Genomic DNA, 22,958 nt, shown 5'->3' with positions numbered 1-22,958 from the left:
GGGCGCCGGCACGCTGGCTATCCTGGCCGGACTGGCCGCCTTCGTGATGAGCAAGCGGGGCGGAGGCGCTGGCGGTCGTGGCTGAGCGGCTGACCCCTGCGGCTGACCGGCGTCCTGCTGCGATCACCGCCGACGGGATCGGCAGGGGATGGCTCCTGGCCGGTGCGGTCGTCCTCGTCCTGGCGCTGGCGGCAGCCCTGCTGTACTCCGGGGCGGCCGCTACCCGCCAGCTCTCCGACCCCGGCGCCTTGACCCGATGGGCGCTGCCGGTGGCCAAGGCCGCCAACAACACCGCTTTGGCTGCCGTCATCGCAGCGCTGCTCTTCGCCGTCGGCATCCTTCCCCGGCAGCTGCGTCCCGGCCGCAGGCCGGGCAACGGCGACCAGGGCCCGGAGCATCCCGCCTTCACGGCCGCGCTGCGGCTGGCCGCGGTGGCCGCCGTCGTCTGGACGCTGGCGGCCATGGCCGTGCTGGTCTTCAGTTTCTCCGACGTCGCCGGGCTGCCCGTCAGCGGGGACGCCAACTACACCGCCGGCTTCATCGGCTTCATGACGGACATCGGGACCGGCCAGGCCTGGCTCGCCATCACCATGGTGGCCGCCGTCGTGGCCACGCTGATCTTCGGGCTCCGCTCCCTCCCGGGGCTGGGCGCCACCCTGGCGTTGGCCACCATCGGCGGGCTGCTGCCGATGGCCCTGATCGGGCACTCGGCCGGCGGCGACGACCACTACGGGGCCGTCAACTCGATCGGACTGCACCTGCTGGGAGCCTGCCTCTGGGTGGGCGGAATCATCGTGCTCGCGGTCATCTCCGGGACGCTGGGCACCAAGGACATCACCGGGCAGGTGCTGAGCCGCTACTCATCGCTGGCGCTGATCAGCTTCGGCCTGGTGTTCTTCTCCGGCATCATCAACGCGTCCATTCGGATCACCTCGCTGGACCAGCTCTCCAGCCCCTACGGGGTACTCGTGGTGATCAAAGCCCTCGCCACGCTGCTGCTGGGGGCCATCGGCCTCATGCACCGGCAGTGGATCATCCCCGAACTCGGAACAAAGTCCGGCAAGCGCGTCCTGTGGCAGCTGATCACCGTGGAACTCCTCATCATGGCCGCGGTGTTCGGCGTGGCCACGGCGTTGGCCCGCACCGCGCCGCCCACGCCCGAGGAACTGCCGCCGGACGCGTCCCCGGCACGCATCCTGACCGGCTACGAGCTGCCGCCGGAACTGGTCGGGAGCAGCTGGCTGACCGTCTGGCGGTGGGACTGGCTGTGGGTGACGTTCGCCCTGGTCACCGGCATCGCCTACCTGGTTGCGGCCGCCAGGTTGCGCCGGCGCGGAGACGGCTGGCCGGTGGCCCGGACCATCAGCTGGATCGTCGGCCTGCTGGCGCTTACCTACGTCACGTCCGGGGCGCCGGCAGTCTACGGGATGGTGCTGTTCAGCGCGCACATGCTGGACCACATGGCCCTGACCATGGTGGTGCCGCTGTTCCTCGTGCTGGGCTCGCCGGTCACGCTGGCGCTGAAGGCGCTGCCGCCGCGCCGCGACGGCAGCAAGGGCCTGCGCGAATGGATCCTCTGGCTGGTGCATTCGAAGTATTCCGCGGTCATCACCCATCCGCTCTTCACGGCAGCGAACTTCGCCGGCTCGATCATCATCTTCTACTACTCGCCGCTGTTCGGCTTCGCCCTGCGCGAGCACGTGGGGCACGAGCTGATGAACCTGCACTTCCTGCTCACCGGCTACCTGTTCATCCTCTCGATGATCGGCCAGGACCCGCTGCCGCGGCGCGCGCCCTATCCGTTGCGGCTGCTGCTGCTGTTCGCGACGATGGCCTTCCACGCTTTCTTCGGCGTCGCCCTGACCAGCTCCACGGCCCTGATCCAGGCCTCCTGGTTCGGCAGCATGGGACGCGAGTGGGGACTGCCGGCCATGGACGACCAGCAGCTCGGCGGGGCCATCATGTGGGGGATCGGGGAAATACCCACCCTCTGCATCGCCGTCGGAGTGGCCATTGCCTGGTCGCGGTCGGACGCGCGGGAAACAAAGCGTAAAGATCGTTCGGCCGATAGGAATAACGACGCCGAACTGGCGGCTTATAACGATATGTTTGCCAAGATGGCCCGGCAGGATGCACGCCTGGTCCCGCCGGGGGCAGCACGGCCTGCCGCCGGGCCTGGCACGGACTCCGGCGACCATGAACTTCCGACAACCACCACCGGGCAGCCGCCCGTTCCGGAACCGGATGACGCCGGCCGGACACAAGGAGAAACCAGATGACTGAGGCAGCCGACACCATCCGCAGCAACTACCGGGTCCGTGCCTCGGACCTGGTGGGGCGCAACTGGCTGAACACCGGCGGCAAGCAGCTGGGGCTGGAAGACCTGCGGGGCAAGATTGTGCTGCTGGACTTCTGGACCTTCTGCTGCATCAACTGCCTGCACGTGCTGGACGAGCTGAGGCCGCTGGAGGAAAAGTACAAGGACGTGCTGGTCACCGTCGGCGTGCACTCCCCGAAGTTCGAGCACGAAGCCGACCCCGTGGCGCTGGCCGCGGCCGTGGAGCGGTACGAGATCCACCACCCGGTACTCGACGATCCGGAGCTGGAGACCTGGCAGGCCTACGCCGCCCGGGCGTGGCCGACGCTGGTGGTCGTGGACCCCGAGGGCTACATCGTGGCGCATCTGTCCGGGGAGGGCCACTCCGGCGGCCTGGCGTCGCTGGTGGAAGAGCTGGTGGCCGAACACGAAGCCAAGGGCACCCTGCACCGCGGCGACGGGCCGTACGTGCCCGCGGAAACCACAGCCGGCGACCTGCGCTTCCCGGGCAAGGCCATCCCGCTGCCGGACGGCGTCGGCTCCGCCGGCGGGTCCTTCCTGGTCAGCGACACCGGCCACCACCGGCTGGTGGAACTGGCCGCGGACCTGTCGACCGTGCTCAGGACCTACGGTTCGGGCGTGAAGGGCTGGCAGGACGGGCCGGCCGATGCCGCGCAGTTCAACGAGCCCCAGGGCGTGGCCCTGCTTCCGGAAGGAGTCCGCGGGAAGGCGGGCTACGACGTCGTCGTTGCCGACTCCGTGAACCACCGCCTCCGCGGCCTGTCCCTGGCCACCGGCGAGGTGACCACGATCGCCGGCAGCGGGGTGCAGCGGCTGCTCGATGCCGGCTCCCAGCGCACCGCGCCGGGGCTCGCCGAAGCCGGTCCCGGATCCGTGGCGGACGAAGCGGCTTCCGGGGAAGCGCTGGGGGAGGAACTGGCGGAAGCCATCGCATCGGGCCGGGAGCAGCTTCCCGCCGACCCGCTCGCCGTCTCGCTCAGCTCGCCGTGGGACGTCCTGTGGTCGACCCGGTTGGAGGCAGTGGTGATCGCCATGGCCGGCGTGCACCAGATCTTCACCTTCGACCCGGCCTCCGGCGCCGTCGCCATCCTCGCCGGTACCGGGCTGGAAGGCCTGCAGGACGGCGAGGCCACCGCGGCCTGGTTCGCCCAGTCGTCGGGCCTGGCCGAGGACGCGGCGGGAGGCATTTGGGTCGCGGACTCGGAGACGTCGGCCCTGCGCAAGATCTCCTTCGTGGAGGTCAAGGGCGAGCAGCGGGCACACGTCTCCACCGCCGTCGGCACCGGTCTCTTCGACTTCGGATTCCGCGACGGGGAGGCAGCCGAGGCGCGGCTGCAGCATCCGTTGGGCGTGGCCGTCCTGCCGGACGGCTCGGTGGCCGTGGCGGATACCTACAACGGGGCGGTACGCCGGTACGACCCGGTGAGCGGGACCGTCTCCACCCTGGCCCGCGGTCTGGCCGAGCCGTCCGACGTCATGCTGGACACCTCGGCAGTGGCCGGGGGAGGCGAGCCGCTGCTGCTGGTGGTGGAAGCGAACAAGCACCAGCTCGTCCGGCTTCCCGTCCCCCAGGAAGCCCTGAAGGTGGACGAGGGGGCCTCGCAGACGCAGCGGCCCAAGACCGAGGTCTCGGCCGGGCCGCTGGCGCTGACCGTCCGCTTCGCGGCCCCCACCGGCCAGAAGCTGGATGACCGGTGGGGCGATCCGACCCAGCTGAAGATCTCGTCTTCGCCGGAGAACCTGCTGGTTTCCGGCGCCGGCACCTCGGTGGGGCTGGTGCGCGAACTGGTGTTGTCCGACGAGGTCGCCGAGGGCGTCCTGCACATCACCGCACGCGCGGCGGCCTGCGACGGCGAACCCGGCGGCGAGATCCCGGACCATGCCGCCTGCCACCTGTACCAGCAGGACTGGGGCATCCCCGTGGTCATTGGCTCCGGAACGGGCGAGATGACCCTGGACCTGCGCGGGCTGAACTAGGCGGCCGCGCGGCAGGACTGACAACGCCGGAGGCGGACAGGACAGCCTGTCCGCCTCCGGCGTCTGGTCAGGAGCGGACTCAGTACTCCACGACGGGGGTCAGGGTCACGTTGCCGTCGATGACGGACAGCCGGCCGGTGAAGCCGAACTCCTGCTCGATCTCCCGCTCGACGGAGGCGCCGGTGAACAAATCGATCTCCACGACGTTCAGCTTGGCGACGCCGGTCAGCGGGCTCAGCACCCAGCTGCCCTTGAAGGGTTCTATCTTGACGTCCGGGTACTTCACGATCGACCAGTTGATGGTGTTGTCCTGGACGCGGTCCATCGCGGCGCTGAACGGGCAGCCGGAGGGCTGCAGCACGCGCTGCTCCGCGCACGAGTCGAGGAAGGCGTTGACCTGGGCGCCCAGGTCCTGAACCAGCTTGGGGGTCGCAGCCGTCGCCAGCGAGAGCCGGGCGTCCTGCGCGTTTTCCGGGCCGGTCAGCACGGATTCCACGACCGGGGCGGCGAAGTAGTCGCTCGCGTAGTGCGCCTCGAAGGTGCCGGGGTAGAACACCGCAAAGGAATTCTTGCCGTCCGGCAGCGCCACCCGGGTTCCGTTCAGCGAGGCCTCGTTCTCGTTGATCACGTCCACGCTGATGGTGGGAAGAGTGCTGGGCACGAAGGACCACTGGTTGAAAAAGAACCACGTGGTGCCGGTCTTTTCCAAGGTGAACGTCGAGGTGTGCGGCGCCCCGCCAACCGTGTACTGGACGGGCAGGTCCACCTTGTCCTCGCCCGCCGGCACCGGATCGCCGACTTCCAGGTCTTCGATGTCCTCTACCGAGGCCTTGAGCGCGGCGCCGTCGAGCATGGCGGCGTTGGCATCCGGCACGGTGGCGTGCAGCAGACCGAGCGCCGCACCGCCGTCGCCGTCTTCCAGCGCTTTGAAGTACGCCTTCACCTGGTGCTGCGGGCTGAACACGAACGCATTGACCAGCATGATCGTCACGGCGGCAGCGGCCACGGCAAGCATCAGGCACAGCAGCCACGTGGCCACGGTCCTGAGCACTGTCGAATTTCCCACCCGCCCTACGTTACCTGCTGGGGGCGCCCGTTACCTGTTGGCGCGGTTCCACGGATCGGTGTCAGCTGCGTTACATGCCGGCGGCCGGCCGCTCTGCCATAATCGGCCCATGGAACTGGCAACGAAGGACCTCATGCATCTGCGGCGCTGCGTTGAACTGGCGCGTGAAGCGTTGGACGACGGCGACGAGCCGTTCGGTTCGGTGCTGGTCGATGCCGGCGGCACCGTCGTGTTCGAGGACCGCAACCGCGTCAAGGACGGGGACCATACCCGGCACCCGGAGTTCGAGATTGCCCGGTGGGCCGCCAGGAACCTGCCGCCCGGGGAACGCAGGGCGGCGACCGTCTACACCTCGGGCGAGCACTGTCCGATGTGTGCGGCGGCGCACGCCTGGGTGGGCCTGGGACGGATTGTCTACGCAGTGTCATCCGAACAGCTGGGCCGGTGGTTGGCGGAGTGGGGCGTCGGGCCGGCGCCGGTGGCCGCGCTGCCGATTCAGCAGGTGGCGCCGGGAACCGTGGTCGACGGGCCGTCCGGCGAACTGGCGGACGAGGTCCGCGGGCTGCACCGGCAGTACCACCGGGGCTGAGCGCCGTCGGGGATGGTTACTTGACCGCGAACGGCGGGCGCATCAGCCCGTCGTCCACGGACTCCGCCGGATCGGAGCCCAGGTCGACGATCCTGTTGCCGGCGTCCACGTGCACCACCGACGGCACGAAGGACCTGGCCTCGTCGTCGGTCATGTCGGCATAGGTAATCAGGATGACGAGATCGCCTTCGTGCACCAGGTGGGCGGCGGCACCGTTGATGCCCAGCACGCCCGAGCCGCGTTCGCCGGCGATGGTGTACGTCTCCAGCCGGGCGCCGTTCGTGATGTCCACGATGGAAACCAGCTCGCCGGGAAGGATGTCGGCGGCGTCCAGCAGGTCGAGGTCCACGGTCACGGACCCGACGTAGTGAAGATCCGCGTGCGTGACCGTGGCACGGTGGATCTTGGACTTGAACATTTTGCGCATCATCGCCTCCCAGTTTAGTCCCCGCCCCGGCCGCCCCCGAAAGGGTTCCCGATCTGGCCCGCCGCAGGCGGCAGGTCTAGGGTGTACCCACAGGGGGCAACAACCTGCTTCAGCGAGGGCGATCGACGCAGGAGGCACGTGATGAGTTCGGAAATCGGCAGCAGCCGGCAGGACGGCGGGGTGCGGCCGGGCGACGATGTTCCGGCAGCCGCCCGCGAACCGCGGAACGGCGGGACCGAGCCCGCGCAGGCCGACCCTCCGCCGACCGAGGCGATGCCGGTGGCGGGCCAGGACCGCACACGCAACGACCCTCCGGAAACGGCCGAGTTCGGCCGCCGGCCCACGGCTGACGGCATGGATCCCGACCCCGCCGGCGGGAGCCCGGATGACGGGATTTACGCCGAGCGGAGCTACCGGGACACCAGCGCCTACCGCCCCGAACCGGCCCTCGACGAGGACTTGCTGTACCAGCGGCAGCATAATGCCTACGGCGGGCTGAGGCTGGGGTCGGCGTTTTTCGGCTGGCTGGCCGCCACGGCCATGCTCGTGTTGCTCAGCGCGGCCGCCGCCGGTGCGGCCGCGGTTTTCGGCCTCGCCAACGAGGCTGACGTGCGCGGGCGGCTGGACGACATCTCCGCCGGCAACGGGCCGGACGCCATGATCGCGGGGGCGGCACTGGCGGCCGGAATCCTGATCGCCTATTTTGCCGGCGGCTACGTGGCCGGACGGATGGCGCGGTTCGACGGCGTCCGGCAGGGCTTCGCGGTCTGGCTGTGGGGCCTGGCCATGGCGGTCATCGCGGGCGTGGTCGGGCTGTCCGCCGGCGGGCTCAACCTGCTGACGGGACCGGCGCCGGTTATCGACCGCCCCATCGGGCAGTTGGCGGTGCCGGCCCTGGTGGCGCTGGCCGTGGTGCTGCTGGCGAGTCTCGCCGGGGCGCTTCTGGGCGGTGCCGCGGGCATGCACTACCACCGGGCCATCGACCGTGCCGGCTTCGTGCCGGACGACGACGAGTAGGCCGCTTCCCGCAGGTATGGGACAAACAAAGGCACCCCGGTCCGAGGGGCCGGGGTGCGCAGTGCGGGTGGAGCGGGCGACGGGAATCGAACCCGCGTATCGAGCTTGGGAAGCTAGCGCTCTACCATTGAGCTACGCCCGCACAGGATCCGCCGTGCAGGCGGATCCGGTCAACAACGAAACCGAGTTTACCCCAGTTCTGCGGCTGGCCGGAATTCAGGCCGGCTGGCCGGCCGTGGAGGCTTCCCGTTCGCGGGCTTCGGCGATTTCCTCTGCCCGGGCACGGTTGGCTTCCTCCGTCAGCGCCGCGCCGGCCGAGGCATCACGGGTCAGGTTTTCACCGGTCTCGGGGTCGAACAGGTGCATTTTCCGGGTGTCCAGCCACAGTTCGGCGGAGCGTCCGCCGCGAATCCGGCTGGCGGCATCCAGCGTGACCACGATCTGCGGCCGCAGTTCCTCGGCGTCCATCTCGCTGGCCAGCGAATTCAGCAGCTCCCGCACGGCGGGATCCGGGTCGAAGTTGATGTAGCCGTACTGCTCGTTGCCCAGCCACTCGGTGTGGGTCAGTTCGGCGATGAACGTGGATCCCCGGTCCTTCTTGTGTTCTTCCACCAGGGAGGCGTCCTCAAAGAACTCGGGCCGCAAACCCGCGAGCACCACCTTCCTGCCTTCGGCCGCCCTGGCCCTGTCACCGGACACGGGGATGTCGCCGATCGGAGTCTTCAGGACGTTGCCCTCCAAGGTGGCCGGCAGGAAATTCATGGACGGCGATCCGATGAAGCCCGCCACGAACAGGTTGACGGGCTGCTCGTAGAGTTCCCGCGGGGAAGCGATCTGCTGCAGCAAGCCCTTTTTCAGCACCGCCACCCGGTCGCCAAGGGTCATCGCCTCGGTCTGGTCGTGCGTGACATAGACGCTGGTGACTCCCAGCCGCCGTTGCATCTGCGAGATCTCGGAGCGCATCTGGCCGCGCAGCTTCGCGTCCAGGTTGGACAGCGGCTCGTCGAACAGGAAGGCATCGGCCTGGCGCACGATCGCCCGGCCCATGGCAACGCGCTGCCGCTGGCCGCCGGACAGGTTTCCCGGCTTGCGCTCCAGGTGGTCGGTCAGTTCCAGGGTCTTCGCGGCGTCGGTGACGCGCCTCCGGATATCGTCCTCGGTGAACTTACCCTTGGCCAGGCGCAGCGGGAACGCAATGTTCTCGAACACGGTCAGGTGCGGGTAGAGGGCATAATTCTGGAACACCATGGCCAGGTTCCGGTCCCGGGGGGCCTTCTCGTTGACGCGCTCGCCGTCGATCAACAGGTCGCCGGAGGTGATGTCCTCCAGCCCCACGATCATGCGCAGAAGGGTCGACTTGCCGCAGCCGGACGGGCCCACCAGGATAATGAACTCGCCGTCGGCGATGTCGATGCTGACGTCGTTGACGGCGGCGAAACCGTCACCGTACTCCTTGACGAGGTTTTGCAGCGTGATCGATGCCATGGGATTTCCTTTCCTGCCGCGGGCTCAGCCCTTGACGGCGCCTTGGGTCAGGCCGGAGACGATTTGGCGCTGGAACAGCAGGACCAGCAGCACGATGGGAATGGTGACGATGATGGCCGCCGCGGAGATGGCGCCGACGGGGGATTCGAACTGGGAGGCGCCGGTGAAAAACGCCAGCGCCGCGGGAACCGGCCGCGCCGCTTCGGTGGACGTCAGCGAGATGCCGTAGACGAAGTCGTTCCACGCGATGAAGAAGGCGATGATCGCCGTCGTAAAGACACCGGGTGCGGCCAGCGGCACGATGGCCTTGCGGAACGCCTGCCAGGTGGTGGCCCCGTCAACCTGTGCGGCCTGTTCCAGTTCCCACGGGATCTGGCGGAAGAACGCGGCCAGGGTCCAGATGGAGATCGGCAGGGTCAGCGAGAGGTAGGGGATGATCAGCCCGGGCCAGGTGTCATAGAGGCCGACGTTCCGCCAGATGTTGAACAGCGGCGTGACGATCGAGATCACCGGGAAGATGGACACCGCCAGCGCGGTGGTCAGGATGACCTTCTTGCCGGGAAAATCCAGCCGCGCGATGGCGTAGGCGCACAGGGTGGCCAGCACGACGGCGATGAAAGTCGCGATCAGCGCGATGCCGATCGAGTTCCGCAGCGAGCTCAGGAACAGCTCCTGCGCCGAGCCGACCAGGATCTGCTCGTAGTTCGAACCCGTCCAGGTGTTGGGCAGGAACTGTCCGGAGGTCAGTTCGCTGGGCAGCTTAAACGAGGTGGCCAGGATGGACGCCACCGGGAACAGCGCATAAATAAGCACCAGCACGGAGATGATGGTCCAGATGACCCGCTCCTTGGTCCGCGACGCTCTCATCACTTGCCTCCTCTCTGGCCGGCGAGGTCCACTTTGAAGAGCTTGACGGCGATGAAACAGATCAGCAGTACGCAGACGAAGAGCAGCACGGACACCGCCGAACCCAGCCCGATCTCCAGCCGCCCGATCGAGGTCCGGTAGGCCAGCAGCGACAGCACCTCGGTGCCGAACGCGCCGTTGGTCATGATGAACACGTTGTCGAAAATGCGGAACGCATCCAGCGCGCGGAACAGGACGGCCACCATGATTGCCGCCTTCATGTTCGGCAGGATCACCCGCCGCATCCGCTGCCACCAGGTGGCGCCGTCGACCTCCGCCGCCTCGGTGAGTTCGTCGGGGACCTGGGCCAGGCCGGCGAGCAGCAGCAACGAGATGAACGGCGTGGTCTTCCAGATCTCGCTGGCCATGATCACGCTCAGCGATGTTCCGGTGTTGGCGAACCAGTTCAGGTCGGGATCAATCCCGGGCACCCAGTCGAACCATGAGTTCACGAAGCCGGAGTTGATATCGAACATGTAGAACCAGGCGAACGCGGACACCACGGTGATGATGCCGTACGGGACCAGGATCGCGGTGCGCAGCCAGCCCCGCACCGCCTTCAGCGCCTTGTGCATGACCAAGGCCAGCGCGAAGCCCAGGACGAGTTCGACGACGACGGTCACCACGGTGATCAGCAGCGTGACGCCCAGGTCCCGCCACCAGACCATGTCCGTGAGGATCACGCCGTAGTTGCCCAGCCCGATGAACTCGCGCTCGTCGGGCGCGGTGAGGCGGTAGCTGAAGAGCGAGTCGAACACGGCCTGCAGGATCGGGTAGGCGGTGACGGCCAGCATGATGACGAAGGCGGGACCGGCCAGCAGCCAGCCCAGCCGCCGCTCGGCCTTGGCGCGGTCGCTGTACTGCTGGACCGCGCGCCGCCGCCCGGCCCGTCCGGTCCCGCTGGCGGGCTGGGTGGGGATTTCGGTCGAGGTGCTCACAGCAGGTTCTCCCCCCGTAGAACGGAGACGATGAAGTCTGAGGTTTCCTGCGGCGTCGTGGCCGGATCCACTTGCGACGGCGGGGCGAAATTCTGCTGCAGGCTGGTGGAAACTTCGTTGTAGAAAACGGTCTGCGGCCGCGGCGCGGACAGCTCCAGTGATTCGCGGATGGTGTCCGCCATCGGGAAGGACTCCTCGATCCGCGGATCCTCGTAGGCCTCCGTATTTGAAGGCGGGTTGCCGTTGGTGATGAAGTACTCGGCCTGGTTCTCGGGGGTAACGATGCACTCGATGGCCGCGTAGGCCAGGTCGGGATGCTCGCTCGCGGCGCCGACGCCCAGATTGATGCCGCCCAGCGGCGGAGCGGCGGGGTCGGTGTCGTTCATCTGCGGGTAGAGCGTCCAGCCGATGTCCTCGATCAGCGAGGGGTCCACCGTGCCGTCTTCCGCGGCGGTGTTCGTGGCCGGCCAGACGAACGGCCAGTTGACCATGAACGAGCCCTCGTCGCCCTGGAACAGGATCATGGAGTTGTTCTCGTCCTGGGTCGGCAGCCCGGGGCCGCCCAGCCCCTCCCGGCCGATGGTGGAGATGACCTCCGCCGCAGCCGTCCCGGGCTCCCCGGCCAACCCCAGCTCTATCTGGTCGGCTTCCGCCTCGGGGTTCTCCAGGATCTGCCCGCCTGCCGATTCGACCAACGCGTTCAGCCACACGGTCATGGACTCGCCGCGCTGACCCTGGACGCCCAGGAACTTCTCCTGCTCGGCCGCGGCATCCATCAGCTGCTGCCAGGTGACCGGCTGCGTCATGTCCAGACCGGCGGCTTCGGCCACCGACTTCCGGTACCACAGCAGTTGGGTGTTGGCCCAAAACGGGACGGTGACCAGTTCGTCTTTCCACGTGGCCCCCGCGAGCGCGCCTTCCACCACGTTCTGCGTGGTGCGCTCCGCAACATCGTCCGGGACCGGCGCCAGGAACCCGGGCTCGGCCAGTTCGGGGATGAACGGCGGGTCCAGGCTCATGATGTCCAACGACGAATCGCCGGCGGCAAGGCGCCGCGCAAGCTGCTCCCGCTGGGAGGCCGCGTCATTGGGCAGCAGCGACGTCTCGATCCGGTACTCGCCGTCCGCCTGATCGGTGCACAGCTCGGCGATCGTCGCCTGCCCGCCGTCGTCGGGGTTGATGTACCAGGTCAGGGTGGGAGTTCCATCCTCGGGGCTGCAGCCCGCCAGCAGCGTGGCTCCCAGCGCCAGCGTCACCGCCGCCCCCAAGCGGGCTGTCGCGCGCCGGCGGCGCCGCCGGTTTTCGTCCTTGGGCATCGGCATGAGCCTCCCATTCTGGTAGACGCACTGGCCGCCCGGCTTCCGTTGCGCTTTGTGCCACGCAGCCTTGTGAAATAGAGCGTATTCTCCTGCAGGCGAATGCGCCATGGTTCGGGGGAGGTCGGGGGACGGCGGTCCGGGGAATACCGCACGCCGGGCGGCACGTTGTGCCCCGTACCGCCGGGCAAGTGCCCGGCAATCGATTGAGGGAAGGCGAGCATGACCACTCCACGCGACGAGACCCGCCGGCGGGAAAGCTGGCTCCGGTTCAGGGACAACCGGAACCAGGCGCTGGCAGCGGAGCACGGCTGGCTCACGCTCACCTCGCTGCAGTGGCTGCCGGCCGAGCCCGCGCGGCTGGAAAAGATTACCGGCTTGTGGAGCGCCACCGGGCCGGCATCGGGCGGCGGCCACGCCTCGTTGACGGCGGGCGCCGAGGACGGCCTGTACCTGGCAGACAGCGGGGAGCCGGCCGTCGGCACCCTGACGGCAGCCCTGGGAAACGAGGAGTCGCTGCTCTGGGTGCGCCGCGGCAGCCTCGCCGTCGAATTGGCCGTCCGCGGCGACCGGTACGCCATCCGGACCCGGGACAACGACTCGCCCAACCGGCAGGACTTCGACGGGGTCCCGGTTTTCGATTACAACCCGGACCTGGTGGTGGCCGGCCGGTTCGAGGCGTATCCGGAGCCCCTCACGCTGCAGATAGCCACCTCGAACCCGGACGTGGGAGGCATCGCCACCGCCGTCGGCACGGTCAGCTTCGAATTGGGCGGAACCGTCCATACCCTGGTTGCGGAGCAAGAGAAACTGGGCGCCTTGTCGCTGAACTTCCACGACGAAACCAACGGAGACAGCACCGCCGGCTGGCGTTCCGTGGTGACCCGCCGTCCCGGCCCCGACGGCACGGTGCTGATCGATTTCAACCGGGCCACCAACTTTCCCAGCGCCTTCACCGAGTTCGGCACCTGCCCGATGCCGGTGGAAGGCAACATCATTTCGGCCCCGGTGGAGGCCGGGGAGCGCCGCATGGGCTGAGTATCTCCGGGAAAGGTGGCGCTTGCGGCTTCTCTGCGGCAGGATCAGCGGATGGAACCAACGGCGGGAGACTTCCGCACCATCACCGATGACCTGGCCGGCCGCTTGGCGGAGCTCCCTGACGATGCCTGGGACAAGCCCGCGCTGGAGCTGGAGTGGAGCTGCCGCGAGACGGTGGCCCACATCATGGACGACTTCGCGTTCTACGCCCTGCAGCTGTCGGGGCGGAACCCGCCGCAGGACGGCTACGTGGCGCTGCTGGACCCGCCGCCCTGGCGCCCGGGCGGGCCGCAGATCCTGTTCTGGCCCGACCCTGCCACGGGAACGGCCGGCATCGCCAGTTGTTTCGATGCCGCCGCGGGACTGCTCTACGCGGTGACGGCCGCGGCCCCCCACACCCACCGTGGTTACCATCCGGCCGGGACCTCGGACGCCTCCGGTTTCGCGGCGATGGGCATCGTCGAAGCCGTGTTGCACGGATTCGACATACTGGCCGTCCACGGGGTCGGCTACCGGCCCGACGAAGGCGTCATACGACGGGTGCTGAACCGCATCTTCCCGGCGGCGCGGCGCACCGACGATCCCTGGCAGGATCTGCTCCGCGCCAGCGGCAGGACGCCCGAAACCCGCGGCCGGACGTGGCGGTGGGACTCCTCGGTCCGCGGCTGAGGGGCCCAGCGCGGCGGCGGGGCATTCGCGGCGCCGGGGCCGTAGGCTGGTAGCAGGCCTGCAACGAGGCAGGAGGACCGACGGAAGCCGCCATGACCGTAGACAAGAACACCCGACGTCTCGAGGACGAGATCGAGACTGATTTCTCGGACAAGATGAGCTATGGCTCCTACCTGTCCCTGGGCCAGTTGCTCTCTGCCCAGCACCCGGTCAGCAGCCCGGAGCACCACGACGAGATGCTGTTCATCATTCAGCACCAGACGTCCGAGCTGTGGTTGAAGCTGGTGCTGCACGAGCTGCGCACCGTCCGGCAGAAGCTGCGCGACGACGACTTGCGGTTCGCCATGAAAGGCATCGCCCGGATTAAGCACATCCAGCGCTCGCTGACCGAGCAATGGTCGGTGCTGGCCACGCTGACGCCGTCCGAATACGCCGAATTCCGCGGCGATTTGGGTGCGGCGTCGGGCTTCCAGTCCTACCAGTACCGTGCCGTGGAGTTCCTGCTGGGCAACAAGAACAAGGGCATGCTGGCCGTCTTCGCGGACGATCCGGCCGCCCAGGCCATGCTGGGCGAGCTGTTGGAACAGAGCAGCGTGTACGACGAATTCCTGGCCTACCTGCACCGGCACGGCTACCCGGTTCCGGCGGAGCTGCTGGACCGTGACGTGACCGAGGCCCACGAGTTCAACCAGGAACTGGTGGGGACGTTCAAGGCCGTCTACGAGAATGCCCGCGCGAACTGGGACGTCTACGAGGCCTGCGAAGAACTGGTGGACCTGGAGGACAACTTCCAGCTCTGGCGCTTCCGGCACCTGAAGACGGTGGAGCGGACCATCGGGATGAAGCATGGCACCGGCGGATCCTCCGGCGCCGGCTTCCTTCGCCGGGCGCTGGAGCTCACCTTCTTCCCGGAGCTGTACGCGGTGCGCACGGAAATCGGCAAAGCCTGACCACCGGCTTCGAAGCTGCCGGCGGAGGCCGTTCGTTCCCCCGCCGACAGCGGCCCGGTGGCCGCCACCGAGGGTGCTGCGGCCCGCCTGGTTCAATCGTCGCACCGCTGACACCGTTCCGAACAGGGGCACGGTGCAAAAGCCCGGGCGGCGGCCGCGTCATGCGTCAGGGGAGAGCGCCGGTCCCGTGTATTTTTGAAGGGTGCTGATCTCCGACCGCGATATACGTGCCGAACTGGACTCCCAACGCATCGTCCTGGATCCGTTCCAGCCGGACATGATCCAGCCCTCAAGCGTCGACGTGCGGCTTGACCGGTTCTTCCGGCTGTTCGACAACCACAAGTACGCCCACATCGACCCGGAGCTGGAGCAGCCGGAGCTGACCCGGCTGGTGGAGGTGGACCCCGAGGAACCGTTCGTCCTGCATCCCGGCGAATTCGTGCTCGGCTCCACCTACGAGACCGTGACGCTGCCCCATGACATAGCGGCCCGGCTGGAGGGCAAATCGTCGCTGGGCCGGCTGGGCCTGCTGACCCACTCGACCGCAGGATTCATCGATCCCGGCTTCTCCGGACACGTGACGCTGGAACTCTCCAACATGGCGACGCTGCCGATCATGCTCTGGCCGGGCTCCAAGATCGGCCAGTTGTGCTTCTTCCGGTTGTCCTCGCCGGCCGAGCATCCGTATGGTTCCGGCGTATACGGCAACCGTTACCAGGGCCAGCGCGGCCCCACGGCCTCGCGCAGCTACCAGAACTTCCACCGCACCGTCATCGAACGCTGACGCCGGCCGGCCGGGCGGCTCAGGCGCGGGGCGTACTGGCGCGCTCGATCCGTGCCGGTGTCTTGACCGGCAGCAGCGCCAGCAGGCCGGCGACCAGCACGACGAGGATCCCCAGGATGCCGTGGCGCTGTTCGCCGAAGACGGTGATGGACAGCGCAAACAGGGACGGGGCCAGGAAGCTGACGGCGCGCCCGGTCGTGGCGTAGAGGCCGAAGAATTCGCCCTCCTCGCCGCGCGGCGCGAGTCGGGCCAGGTAGGCCCGCGACGACGACTGGGCCGGCCCCACGAACAGGCACAGCAGCAGGCCGAAGACCCAGAACGTGGTGTCGCCGGTCCAGGCGTTGCCGAGGAACACGTGGTTCCCCGGGCCCAGCGCCAAAATGGCGACGGCGGCGACGATCAGCCCGACCAGCGCCCCCACGATGACGTTCTTCGGGCCGATGCGATCGTCCAGGATTCCGCCGACGACGGCGCCGATGGCGGCGACAACGTTTCCGGCGATGGCGAAGACGATCACCTGGCTGAGCGAGAAGCCGAAGGTGCCGGCGGCGATCACCCCGCCGAAGGTAAACACCGCCGCGAGCCCGTCGCGGAAGATGGCGCTGGCGATCAGGAAGAAAATCGTGTGCGGGCTGGAGGTGAAGATCGCCTTGATGCGGCGGAAGAGCAGTCCGTAGGACGCAAAAAAGCTCAGCGACGCGGCGGCAGGCTGGCGCGGGATCTCCGGGACGGCGAACAGTACCGGCAGCGCGAAGGCCATGAACCACACGGCGCAGAACACCGCCACCAGGCGGATGTTCAGCCCGTTCTCCGCCGTCGCGCCGAACCAGCCGGTTTCGGGCAGGACAAACCCGACCAGCACCAGGGCCAGCGCCACGACCCCGCCGACGTAACCCATGGCCCAGCCGAAGCCGCTGACCTTGCCGATGGTCGACGGCGTGGAGATCTGGGTGAGCATCGCGTAGTAATTCACGTTCGCGAACTCGAAGAAGATGTTGGCCAGCGCAATGAGTCCCACGCCGAGGAAAAGGAAGCCGGGGGAGGGGAAGACGAAGAAGCACAGGCCGGTCAGTACCGCGACGGCGACGCTGTTGAGCCCGAGCCACAGCCTGCGGCGGCCGCCGGTGTCGGAGCGTTGCCCGGTGACCGGGGCCAGCAGGGCGATGGCCAGCCCGGCGATGGCCAGCCCGTAGCCGAGGATTTCGGACGCGAAGGCCTCGCCGCCGAACGCGTCGCTGGTCAGATAGACGGTGAACACAAAGGTTGTCATGACCGCGTTGAAGGCGGCGGAGCCCCAGTCCCAGGAGGCCCAGGCCAGGACGTGTTTTTTATTCAACCGCTCCGCGGCCGCGCCGCCCGCCGTGTGGGTTGCCGGAATGCCGGCCGACTCAGTCATACCGCGATGCTATCCGTTTCGCCGGCTGCGAACTCTGAGCAGCGCCGGGAGCCGCGTGAATCTTTGGCGAACAGCCGGATCGCCCGCCCACCGCGGCCTTCCTGCCCGCCCGCCGCGGGCTTCCCGGCCGCTGTCCGCGGCCCTCCGCGGGCGCCGCGCCGTCTATGCCATGGGTAGAATGGACCTTGGCCCTGTCCGTCTAATCCTTGGCAAACCCGAAGGAAGTTCCGGAGTATCCTCGTGCTGATTGTGCTCACCCTGCTTTTTGCGGTGGCCTTTATAGCGCCCTTAATTTTCCGGAAACTCGGCCGTTCAACGTTCTACATCCTCGCCGCGGTTCCCGCCGCCGGATTCGTCTGGCTGATCGCCACGTTCGACAACTACACCGGGTCGAGCCAGGCAGCGCTGGACGGCGCTCCCAACGCCCCGCCGTCGGAGGTCTTCGCGTGGGTCCCGGGCCTGCAGCTGGAACTGGCCTTTCGGATGGACACCCTCGCGGCGGTGCTGTGCATTCTGATCCTGGGCGTCGGCGCCCTGGTGCTGTTCTACTGCGCCCGCTACTTCAAGGCGGACGACCCGGACATCGGTCCTTTCGGCGCGCAGCTGCTGGCCTTCAGCGGCGCCATGTTCGGCCTGGTCACCGCCGACGACCTGATCCTGCTCTACATTTTCTGGGAACTCACCACCGTCCTGTCCTACCTGCTGATCGGGTACGCCAGGCACCGCCTCTCGGCGCGCCGGTCCGCGTTGCAGGCCCTGATGGTTACCACCCTCGGCGGGCTGACCATGCTGGTTGGCCTGCTGATCATCGGCCAGACCGCCGGCACCTACCGGATCTCCGAGATCCTCGCGGCAGCCGGAACGCTGATGGCGCACGGCCAGATCATCGACATCGCCATCCTGCTGGTACTCATCGGCGCGGTCAGCAAGTCCGCGCTGGTGCCCCTCCACTTCTGGCTCCCGGCGGCCATGGCGGCGCCGACCCCGGTCAGCGCCTACCTCCATGCCGCCGCCATGGTCAAGGCCGGCATTTACCTGGTGGCGCGGCTGTCGCCCGGATTCTCCAGCACCGACTACTGGCACGGCGTCGTGCTGGGGCTCGGGCTGCTGACCATGCTGGTGGGCGGCTGGCAGGCCATGCGCCAGAACGACCTGAAGCTGATCCTCGCCTACGGGACGGTCAGCCAACTGGGCTTCCTGACCCTGGTGGTCGGGCTCGGTTCGCAGGAAGCCGCGCTGGCCGGAATGGGCCTGCTGCTGGCCCACGGTTTCTTCAAGGCGACGCTGTTCCTGGTGGTGGGCATCATCGACCACCAGGCCGGAACGCGTGACATCCGCGAACTGTCGCACCTGTACCGGAAGGCCCCGAAACTGTTCGCGGTCGCCGTCATCGGTGCCGCGTCGATGGCGGGCCTGCCGCCGCTGCTGGGCTTCGTCGCCAAAGAGTCGGTCTACGAAGCCTTCGTCCACCGGGCTGAAGTCTCCGGCTGGGCGGGGGGCCTCCTCCTGGCCGGCGTGGTGGCCGGATCCATCCTGACCTTTGCCTACAGCGCCCGCTTCGTCTGGGGCGGGTTCGCGGCCAAACCCGGCCGCGCGGCCATCGAGTTCAAGCCGATTCCGTGGGCCTTCCTGGCGGCTCCGGCCGTGCTCGCCGTGGCCACGGTGGTGTTCGGACTCTGGCCCGCCCCTGTGGAAGCCGCCGTCGCCCCCTACGCCGGACTCTTCACCCTGGACACCGCGGCCACGCACCTGGCGCTGTGGCACGGATTCACGCCGGCGCTCGGGCTGACCGTGATCACCATCGCCGCCGGTGTCGCCCTGTTTCTGCTGCGCACCCCGATAGCGGCCTTCCAGGCCAGGGTCCGCTTCATCCCGGACGCGGACCGAATCTACCGCGGCATCATCGGCGTGCTGGACGAGGTGGCCATCTGGGTCACCGGCCGGACCCAGCGGGGCTCGCTGGTCTTCTATCTGTGCGTGATCCTGATCGTGGCGATCGTGACTCCGCTGAGCGCCATCGTCCTGATGGACGCCCCGCTGCCCCAGAGCGTGGTGTGGTTCGATACCCCGGCCCAGGCCATCGCGGGGCTGATCGTGGCGGCAGGCGCGCTGGGCGCCATCCGCGCGAACAAGCGCTTCATGGCGGTGTTGATGGTCTCGGTGGCCGGCTATGGGCTGGCCTTCATCTTCGCCATGCAGGGGGCACCGGACATTGCCCTGACCCAGCTGCTGGTGGAAACAGTCTCGCTGGTGGCCATCGTGCTGGCCCTCCGTTCCCTGCCGGCCCGGCTGTGGCTGCGCACGCCTGGGCGCTTCAAACTGCTGCGCGCCATCATCGGAGCCGCTTTCGGCCTCACGATGATCGTGATCGCGATGACGGCGATGGCGGCACGCACGGCAGATCCGGTGTCCCTGGCCATGCCGCAGCTGGCCTATGAGGGCGGTGGCGGCGAGAACATCGTCAACGTCATCCTGGTGGACATCCGGGCCTGGGACACCTTCGGCGAGATCTCGGTGCTGGCGCTGGCAGCTACCGGCGTGGCCAGCCTGATCTTCATCCGGAGCCGCGGGGAGAAGCGTCCGGAGCCCGTGGACGCCGTGGCCAGTGGATCGGTGGGGCGCGGCTACGAGACGATGGCGCACTCCGACCGCGAGGCGGCGGCCCTGGCGACCGCCCGCAAGTTCGCCCTCGTCCCGCGCGACGCCTGGCTGGTGGCCGGCCGGACCCTGGCCCCGGAACGCCGCTCCATCATCTTCGAGGTGATCACACGCCTGCTCTTCCACTCGGTGATGATCTTCTCCGTCTACCTGCTGTTGACCGGGCACAACCTCCCCGGCGGCGGATTCGCCGGCGGCCTGCTGGCCGGTATCGCGCTGACCGTCCGCTATCTGGCCGGCGGACGGATCGAGCTGGCCGAAGCCACCCCCATCAGCGCCGGCCTGCTGCTCGGACTGGGGCTCGGGGCCGCGGCGCTGACCGCCGTCGTCCCGCTCTTCCTGGGCGGCCAGGTCTTCCAGAGCGCGATCCTTGAATTCAGCCTCCCGGTCTTCGGTGACCACAAATTCGTCACCTCGACGATCTTCGACATCGGGGTCTACCTGGTGGTGGTGGGTTTGGTGCTGGACGTGCTGCGCAGCTTCGGCGCCGAAATCGACGAACGCACCGAGGAACGGACCCACGGGCGCCGCAAGGCCGCCGAACTGCAAGTACCCGCAACGATCGAGGAGGAGGTGTCCCGGTGACTGTGAACCTGACGCTGCTGCTGGTGATGGGCGTACTGTTCGCCGTGGGCGTCTACCTGATCCTCGAACGCAGCCTGACCCGGGTCATGCTTGGCCTCATGCTCATCACCAACGGCGCCAACCTGCTGCTGCTCAGCACCGGCGGGCCCGCGGGCCTAGCACCCCTTTTCGGCGGTGACATCCCCGCCGACGCCTACAGCGATCCGCTGCCGCAGGCATTGATCCTGACCTCCATCGTGATTTCCTTCGCCGTCACCGCCTTCATGCTGGCCATCATTTACCGCTCCTGGGTGCTGGGACGGCAGGACGAGGTCCAGGACGACATCGAGGACCGCCGGGTGGCCAACCAGCCCACCTTCGACGCCGAGGACGACGCGGAAATTCCGGCCGAGACCACCGAGTTCGTGCCGCCCGACGAAGCCGAAGAAACGCCAGCCACCACCAGGTCACGGATGGAGAGGAAGCAGTGAACGCCGCCACCCTCGCGCCGCTGGCAGTAGTCCTGCCGCTGTTGGGTGCTGCCCTGGCATTCGTGCTGATCCGCCACCCCAACGCCCAGCGCCGGACCGGTGCCACCACCCTCACGTTGACGCTGGCACTGGAAGCCGTGTTGCTGGCCTCGGCGTGGACCAACGGCGCGCAGGCGGTGAACCTGGGCGGCTGGCTTCCCCCCTTTGGCATCACCCTGGTGGTGGATGAGCTGTCCGCCCTGATGCTGGTGGTCTCCTCCGCCGTCAGCCTGGCGGTGCTGCTGTATGCCTCCGGGCAGGGCATGACCGACGGCGACGAAGAAGGCCCGGTCTCAATCTTCCACCCGACCTACCTGATCCTGGTGGCGGGGGTTTCCAACGCGTTCCTGACCGGCGACCTGTTCAACCTGTACGTCGGCTTCGAAATGCTGCTCACGGCCAGCTACGTGCTCATGACGCTGGGCGGCACCAGCCCGCGGATCCGCGCCGGGGTGACATACGTCGTCGTCAGCGTCATTTCCTCGGTGCTGTTCCTGGTCTCCATCGCGATGATCTACGCGGCCACCGGGACCATCAACATGGCCGACCTGGCGATCAAGCTCGGCCAGTTGGATCCGGCCACCCAGATGACGCTGCACCTGATGCTGCTGGTGGCCTTCGGCATCAAGGCGGCGGTATTCCCGCTGTCCTTCTGGCTCCCCGACTCCTATCCGACGGCGCCGGCGCCGGTGACCGCGGTGTTCGCCGGCCTGCTCACCAAGGTAGGCGTCTACGCCATGATCCGCACCGAGACCCTGCTGTTCCCCGGCGACCGGCTGAACACGTTCCTGATGATCGTGGCGGTGCTGACCATGGTGGTGGGCATCCTCGGCGCCGTGGCCCAGATCGACATCAAGCGCATGCTCTCGTTCACGCTGGTCAGCCACATCGGCTACATGGTGTTTGGCCTGGCCATGTCCTCGGTCGTGGGGCTCGGCGCGGCGGTCTACTACGTGGCGCACCATATTACGGTGCAGACCAGCCTGTTCCTGGTGGCCGGCCTGATCGAACGCCGCGGCGGAACCACGAACATGGACCGGCTGGGCGGCCTGGCCAAGCTGTCGCCGCTGCTGGCCATCCTGTTCTTCGTCCCGGCCATGAACCTGGCCGGCATCCCGCCCTTCTCCGGCTTCCTGGGCAAGATCGGCCTGGTGCAGGGCGGCGTGGAACTGGGCACCCCGGTCGCCTGGGTGCTCGTCGCGGGCAGCATGGTCACGTCGCTGCTGACCCTGCTGGCCATGGCACGGGTCTGGAACCGCGTGTTCTGGCGCCGCCCCGAAGACGCCGAGCACCCGGACCCGGTCCTGGTGGCTACCAAGCCCGACGGGTCCGCACTGCGGACCACCCGTCACGTGGAGAACGCTCCGCACGGGCGGTTCACCGGGCGCGGCATCGTTCAGCTGCTGCCGCTGCCCATGGTCTGGCCGACGGTCGGGCTGGTGGCGATGGGCGTTGCCCTGACGGTGTTCGCCGGGCCCCTGTTCGAGCTCAGCGACCAGGCGGCGCGGGAGATGCTGCAGCGCACCCCGTACGTCGAGGCCGTCCTGGGCGAAGGCGCCCTGCAGGAGGGGGGCCAATGAGGAAACCGCGCATCTCCCTCTGGGTCGAGCTGCCGCTGCTGGCCTGGCTGGTCATCCTCTGGGGCTCCCTGTGGCAGGATTTCAGCCCGGGCAACCTGATCTTCGGCCTGCTGATCGCGTTGCTCATCGTGAACCTGTTCTATCTGCCGCCGGTCGAACTCAGCGGGCGCTTCAATCCGCTGGCCGGCGGGATCTTCGCCGCCACGTTCGTGTGGCAGGTCGCGGTCGCCAGCGTCCAAGTCCTGTGGCTGGCGCTGACCCGCGGCCCGACGCTGCGCAACGCGGTGGTGGCGGTCCGGCTGCGAAGCCGCTCGGACCTGCTCGTGACTGCCACCGGGCACGCCATTTCGCTGATCCCCGGCAGCTTCGTGGTGGACGTGGACCGCTCGACGTCCACGCTGTACCTGCACGTGATCGACGTGGCCACCGAGGAGGCCGCCGAGCGTTTCCGTGCACAGGTGCGGCGGATCGAGGCCGGCCTGATCCGGACGATGGGCACGAAGGAAGAACTGGCAATGGTCAAGGCCGAAGGTACCGGCAGGGGAGGTGCGGTGTGAACGGGGACATCATTCCGGTTGCGCAAATCGTCGTGAGCGCGGTGCTGGCCGTGGCCGCTGTACTGTCGCTGATCCGGCTGCGCCCTGCCAACCCCGCCGTCGTGACCCAGTACATTGCGGACAACCCCGAGGTCGGGCCGTGGCTGGACCGCTTCCAGCTCTTCGACGTCTAC

General features: G+C 68.1%; 19 protein-coding genes, 1 tRNA gene and 1 pseudogene. 13 read left to right on the top strand and 8 right to left on the bottom strand.

What is annotated here, in order from left to right; all coding sequences use genetic code 11:
• Positions 1 to 77 precede the first annotated feature (77 nt).
• Positions 78 to 2,279, top strand: a complete 2,202-nt coding sequence (locus AC5RV2_RS05860; RefSeq protein ID WP_494091582.1) for a bifunctional copper resistance protein CopD/cytochrome c oxidase assembly protein — start codon at positions 78 to 80, stop codon at positions 2,277 to 2,279.
• Positions 2,276 to 4,315 (top strand): NHL domain-containing thioredoxin family protein, encoded by a 2,040-nt coding sequence (locus AC5RV2_RS05855; RefSeq protein ID WP_494091581.1) that lies wholly within the window; start codon positions 2,276 to 2,278, stop codon positions 4,313 to 4,315. Before AC5RV2_RS05860 ends, AC5RV2_RS05855 begins: the two co-directional genes overlap by 4 nt.
• A gap of 79 nt (positions 4,316 to 4,394) precedes the next feature.
• On the opposite strand, the gene AC5RV2_RS05850 is transcribed toward AC5RV2_RS05855, so the two are convergent.
• The gene (locus AC5RV2_RS05850) at positions 4,395 to 5,381 is read right to left on the bottom strand and encodes a hypothetical protein (RefSeq protein ID WP_494091580.1); all 987 of its coding nucleotides are present in this window, start codon (positions 5,379 to 5,381) and stop codon (positions 4,395 to 4,397) included.
• A gap of 109 nt (positions 5,382 to 5,490) precedes the next feature.
• On the opposite strand from AC5RV2_RS05850, the gene AC5RV2_RS05845 reads away from it, so the two are divergent.
• The gene (locus AC5RV2_RS05845; protein ID WP_494091579.1) at positions 5,491 to 5,970 is read left to right on the top strand and encodes a nucleoside deaminase; all 480 of its coding nucleotides are present in this window, start codon (positions 5,491 to 5,493) and stop codon (positions 5,968 to 5,970) included.
• Between the two features lie 16 nt (positions 5,971 to 5,986).
• Here AC5RV2_RS05845 and panD read toward each other — a convergent pair whose 3' ends face one another.
• A complete protein-coding gene (gene panD / locus AC5RV2_RS05840; RefSeq protein WP_494064952.1) occupies positions 5,987 to 6,400 on the bottom strand; it encodes an aspartate 1-decarboxylase in 414 nt (137 codons plus the stop codon).
• Positions 6,401 to 6,538: 138 nt separating this feature from the next.
• On the opposite strand from panD, the gene AC5RV2_RS05835 reads away from it, so the two are divergent.
• Positions 6,539 to 7,414, top strand: coding sequence for a hypothetical protein (locus AC5RV2_RS05835; RefSeq protein ID WP_494091578.1), 876 nt, complete (start codon positions 6,539 to 6,541; stop codon positions 7,412 to 7,414).
• A gap of 68 nt (positions 7,415 to 7,482) precedes the next feature.
• On the opposite strand, the gene AC5RV2_RS05830 is transcribed toward AC5RV2_RS05835, so the two are convergent.
• From AC5RV2_RS05830 to AC5RV2_RS05810, 5 genes are all read right to left on the bottom strand, one after another.
• Positions 7,483 to 7,556, bottom strand: a tRNA-Gly gene (locus tag AC5RV2_RS05830).
• Positions 7,557 to 7,630: 74 nt separating this feature from the next.
• The gene (locus AC5RV2_RS05825; protein WP_494064950.1) at positions 7,631 to 8,899 is read right to left on the bottom strand and encodes an ABC transporter ATP-binding protein; all 1,269 of its coding nucleotides are present in this window, start codon (positions 8,897 to 8,899) and stop codon (positions 7,631 to 7,633) included.
• 24 nt (positions 8,900 to 8,923) lie between these two features.
• Positions 8,924 to 9,766, bottom strand: a complete 843-nt coding sequence (locus tag AC5RV2_RS05820) for a carbohydrate ABC transporter permease (RefSeq protein ID WP_494012903.1) — start codon at positions 9,764 to 9,766, stop codon at positions 8,924 to 8,926.
• Entirely contained in the window at positions 9,766 to 10,725 is a 960-nt protein-coding gene (locus AC5RV2_RS05815) for a carbohydrate ABC transporter permease (RefSeq protein ID WP_494065503.1), read from the bottom strand. Before AC5RV2_RS05815 ends, AC5RV2_RS05820 begins: the two co-directional genes overlap by 1 nt.
• Positions 10,726 to 10,739: 14 nt before the next feature.
• On the bottom strand, positions 10,740 to 12,059 hold the full coding sequence (locus AC5RV2_RS05810; protein WP_494091583.1) for an extracellular solute-binding protein: 1,320 nt from the start codon (positions 12,057 to 12,059) through the stop codon (positions 10,740 to 10,742).
• A 222-nt stretch (positions 12,060 to 12,281) separates the two neighbouring features.
• On the opposite strand from AC5RV2_RS05810, the gene AC5RV2_RS05805 reads away from it, so the two are divergent.
• The 4 genes from AC5RV2_RS05805 to dcd all read left to right on the top strand — a co-directional run bounded on the left by AC5RV2_RS05805 (position 12,282) and on the right by dcd (position 15,500).
• A complete protein-coding gene (locus AC5RV2_RS05805; RefSeq protein ID WP_494091577.1) occupies positions 12,282 to 13,097 on the top strand; it encodes a DUF1684 domain-containing protein in 816 nt (271 codons plus the stop codon).
• A gap of 51 nt (positions 13,098 to 13,148) precedes the next feature.
• Positions 13,149 to 13,766 carry a DinB family protein gene (locus tag AC5RV2_RS05800; protein WP_494091576.1) on the top strand — a complete coding sequence of 206 codons (618 nt, stop codon included), beginning with the start codon at positions 13,149 to 13,151 and terminating at the stop codon, positions 13,764 to 13,766.
• A 92-nt stretch (positions 13,767 to 13,858) separates the two neighbouring features.
• The gene (locus AC5RV2_RS05795) at positions 13,859 to 14,716 is read left to right on the top strand and encodes a tryptophan 2,3-dioxygenase (RefSeq protein ID WP_494064946.1); all 858 of its coding nucleotides are present in this window, start codon (positions 13,859 to 13,861) and stop codon (positions 14,714 to 14,716) included.
• A 202-nt stretch (positions 14,717 to 14,918) separates the two neighbouring features.
• Positions 14,919 to 15,500, top strand: coding sequence for a dCTP deaminase (gene dcd, locus AC5RV2_RS05790; RefSeq protein ID WP_494000714.1), 582 nt, complete (start codon positions 14,919 to 14,921; stop codon positions 15,498 to 15,500).
• Between the two features lie 19 nt (positions 15,501 to 15,519).
• On the opposite strand, the gene AC5RV2_RS05785 is transcribed toward dcd, so the two are convergent.
• Positions 15,520 to 16,896, bottom strand: a complete 1,377-nt coding sequence (locus tag AC5RV2_RS05785; RefSeq protein WP_494091575.1) for an MFS transporter — start codon at positions 16,894 to 16,896, stop codon at positions 15,520 to 15,522.
• Positions 16,897 to 17,136: 240 nt separating this feature from the next.
• On the opposite strand from AC5RV2_RS05785, the gene AC5RV2_RS05780 reads away from it, so the two are divergent.
• The 5 genes and pseudogenes from AC5RV2_RS05780 to AC5RV2_RS05760 all read left to right on the top strand — a co-directional run.
• Positions 17,137 to 20,139: a Na+/H+ antiporter subunit A gene (locus AC5RV2_RS05780; RefSeq protein ID WP_494091574.1), complete on the top strand. Its 3,003-nt coding sequence runs from the start codon at positions 17,137 to 17,139 to the stop codon at positions 20,137 to 20,139.
• On the top strand, positions 20,136 to 20,609 hold the full coding sequence (locus tag AC5RV2_RS05775) for a Na(+)/H(+) antiporter subunit C (protein WP_493978131.1): 474 nt from the start codon (positions 20,136 to 20,138) through the stop codon (positions 20,607 to 20,609). Before AC5RV2_RS05780 ends, AC5RV2_RS05775 begins: the two co-directional genes overlap by 4 nt.
• A complete protein-coding gene (locus AC5RV2_RS05770) occupies positions 20,606 to 22,228 on the top strand; it encodes a Na+/H+ antiporter subunit D (RefSeq protein ID WP_494091573.1) in 1,623 nt (540 codons plus the stop codon). The genes AC5RV2_RS05775 and AC5RV2_RS05770 overlap by 4 nt, the downstream gene beginning before the upstream one ends.
• The gene (locus AC5RV2_RS05765; RefSeq protein WP_494091572.1) at positions 22,225 to 22,785 is read left to right on the top strand and encodes a Na+/H+ antiporter subunit E; all 561 of its coding nucleotides are present in this window, start codon (positions 22,225 to 22,227) and stop codon (positions 22,783 to 22,785) included. Before AC5RV2_RS05770 ends, AC5RV2_RS05765 begins: the two co-directional genes overlap by 4 nt.
• Before the next feature lie 41 nt (positions 22,786 to 22,826).
• A pseudogene (locus AC5RV2_RS05760) lies at positions 22,827 to 22,958 on the top strand (cytochrome c biogenesis ResB family protein); the annotation flags it as partial.

This window comes from Arthrobacter sp. Y3225116 (assembly GCF_059091245.1).
This window is presented reverse-complemented; position numbering and strand designations above follow the sequence as displayed.

Coding starts and splice junctions, on each gene's coding strand:
- AC5RV2_RS05855 (WP_494091581.1), top strand. CDS start 2,276: ATGACTGAGGCAGCCGACACCATCCGCAGCAACTACCGGGTCCGTGCC.
- AC5RV2_RS05845 (WP_494091579.1), top strand. CDS start 5,491: ATGGAACTGGCAACGAAGGACCTCATGCATCTGCGGCGCTGCGTTGAA.
- panD (WP_494064952.1), bottom strand. CDS start 6,400: ATGATGCGCAAAATGTTCAAGTCCAAGATCCACCGTGCCACGGTCACG.
- AC5RV2_RS05835 (WP_494091578.1), top strand. CDS start 6,539: ATGAGTTCGGAAATCGGCAGCAGCCGGCAGGACGGCGGGGTGCGGCCG.
- AC5RV2_RS05825 (WP_494064950.1), bottom strand. CDS start 8,899: ATGGCATCGATCACGCTGCAAAACCTCGTCAAGGAGTACGGTGACGGT.
- AC5RV2_RS05820 (WP_494012903.1), bottom strand. CDS start 9,766: ATGAGAGCGTCGCGGACCAAGGAGCGGGTCATCTGGACCATCATCTCC.
- AC5RV2_RS05810 (WP_494091583.1), bottom strand. CDS start 12,059: ATGCCCAAGGACGAAAACCGGCGGCGCCGCCGGCGCGCGACAGCCCGC.
- AC5RV2_RS05805 (WP_494091577.1), top strand. CDS start 12,282: ATGACCACTCCACGCGACGAGACCCGCCGGCGGGAAAGCTGGCTCCGG.
- AC5RV2_RS05800 (WP_494091576.1), top strand. CDS start 13,149: ATGGAACCAACGGCGGGAGACTTCCGCACCATCACCGATGACCTGGCC.
- AC5RV2_RS05795 (WP_494064946.1), top strand. CDS start 13,859: ATGACCGTAGACAAGAACACCCGACGTCTCGAGGACGAGATCGAGACT.
- AC5RV2_RS05785 (WP_494091575.1), bottom strand. CDS start 16,896: ATGACTGAGTCGGCCGGCATTCCGGCAACCCACACGGCGGGCGGCGCG.
- AC5RV2_RS05765 (WP_494091572.1), top strand. CDS start 22,225: ATGAGGAAACCGCGCATCTCCCTCTGGGTCGAGCTGCCGCTGCTGGCC.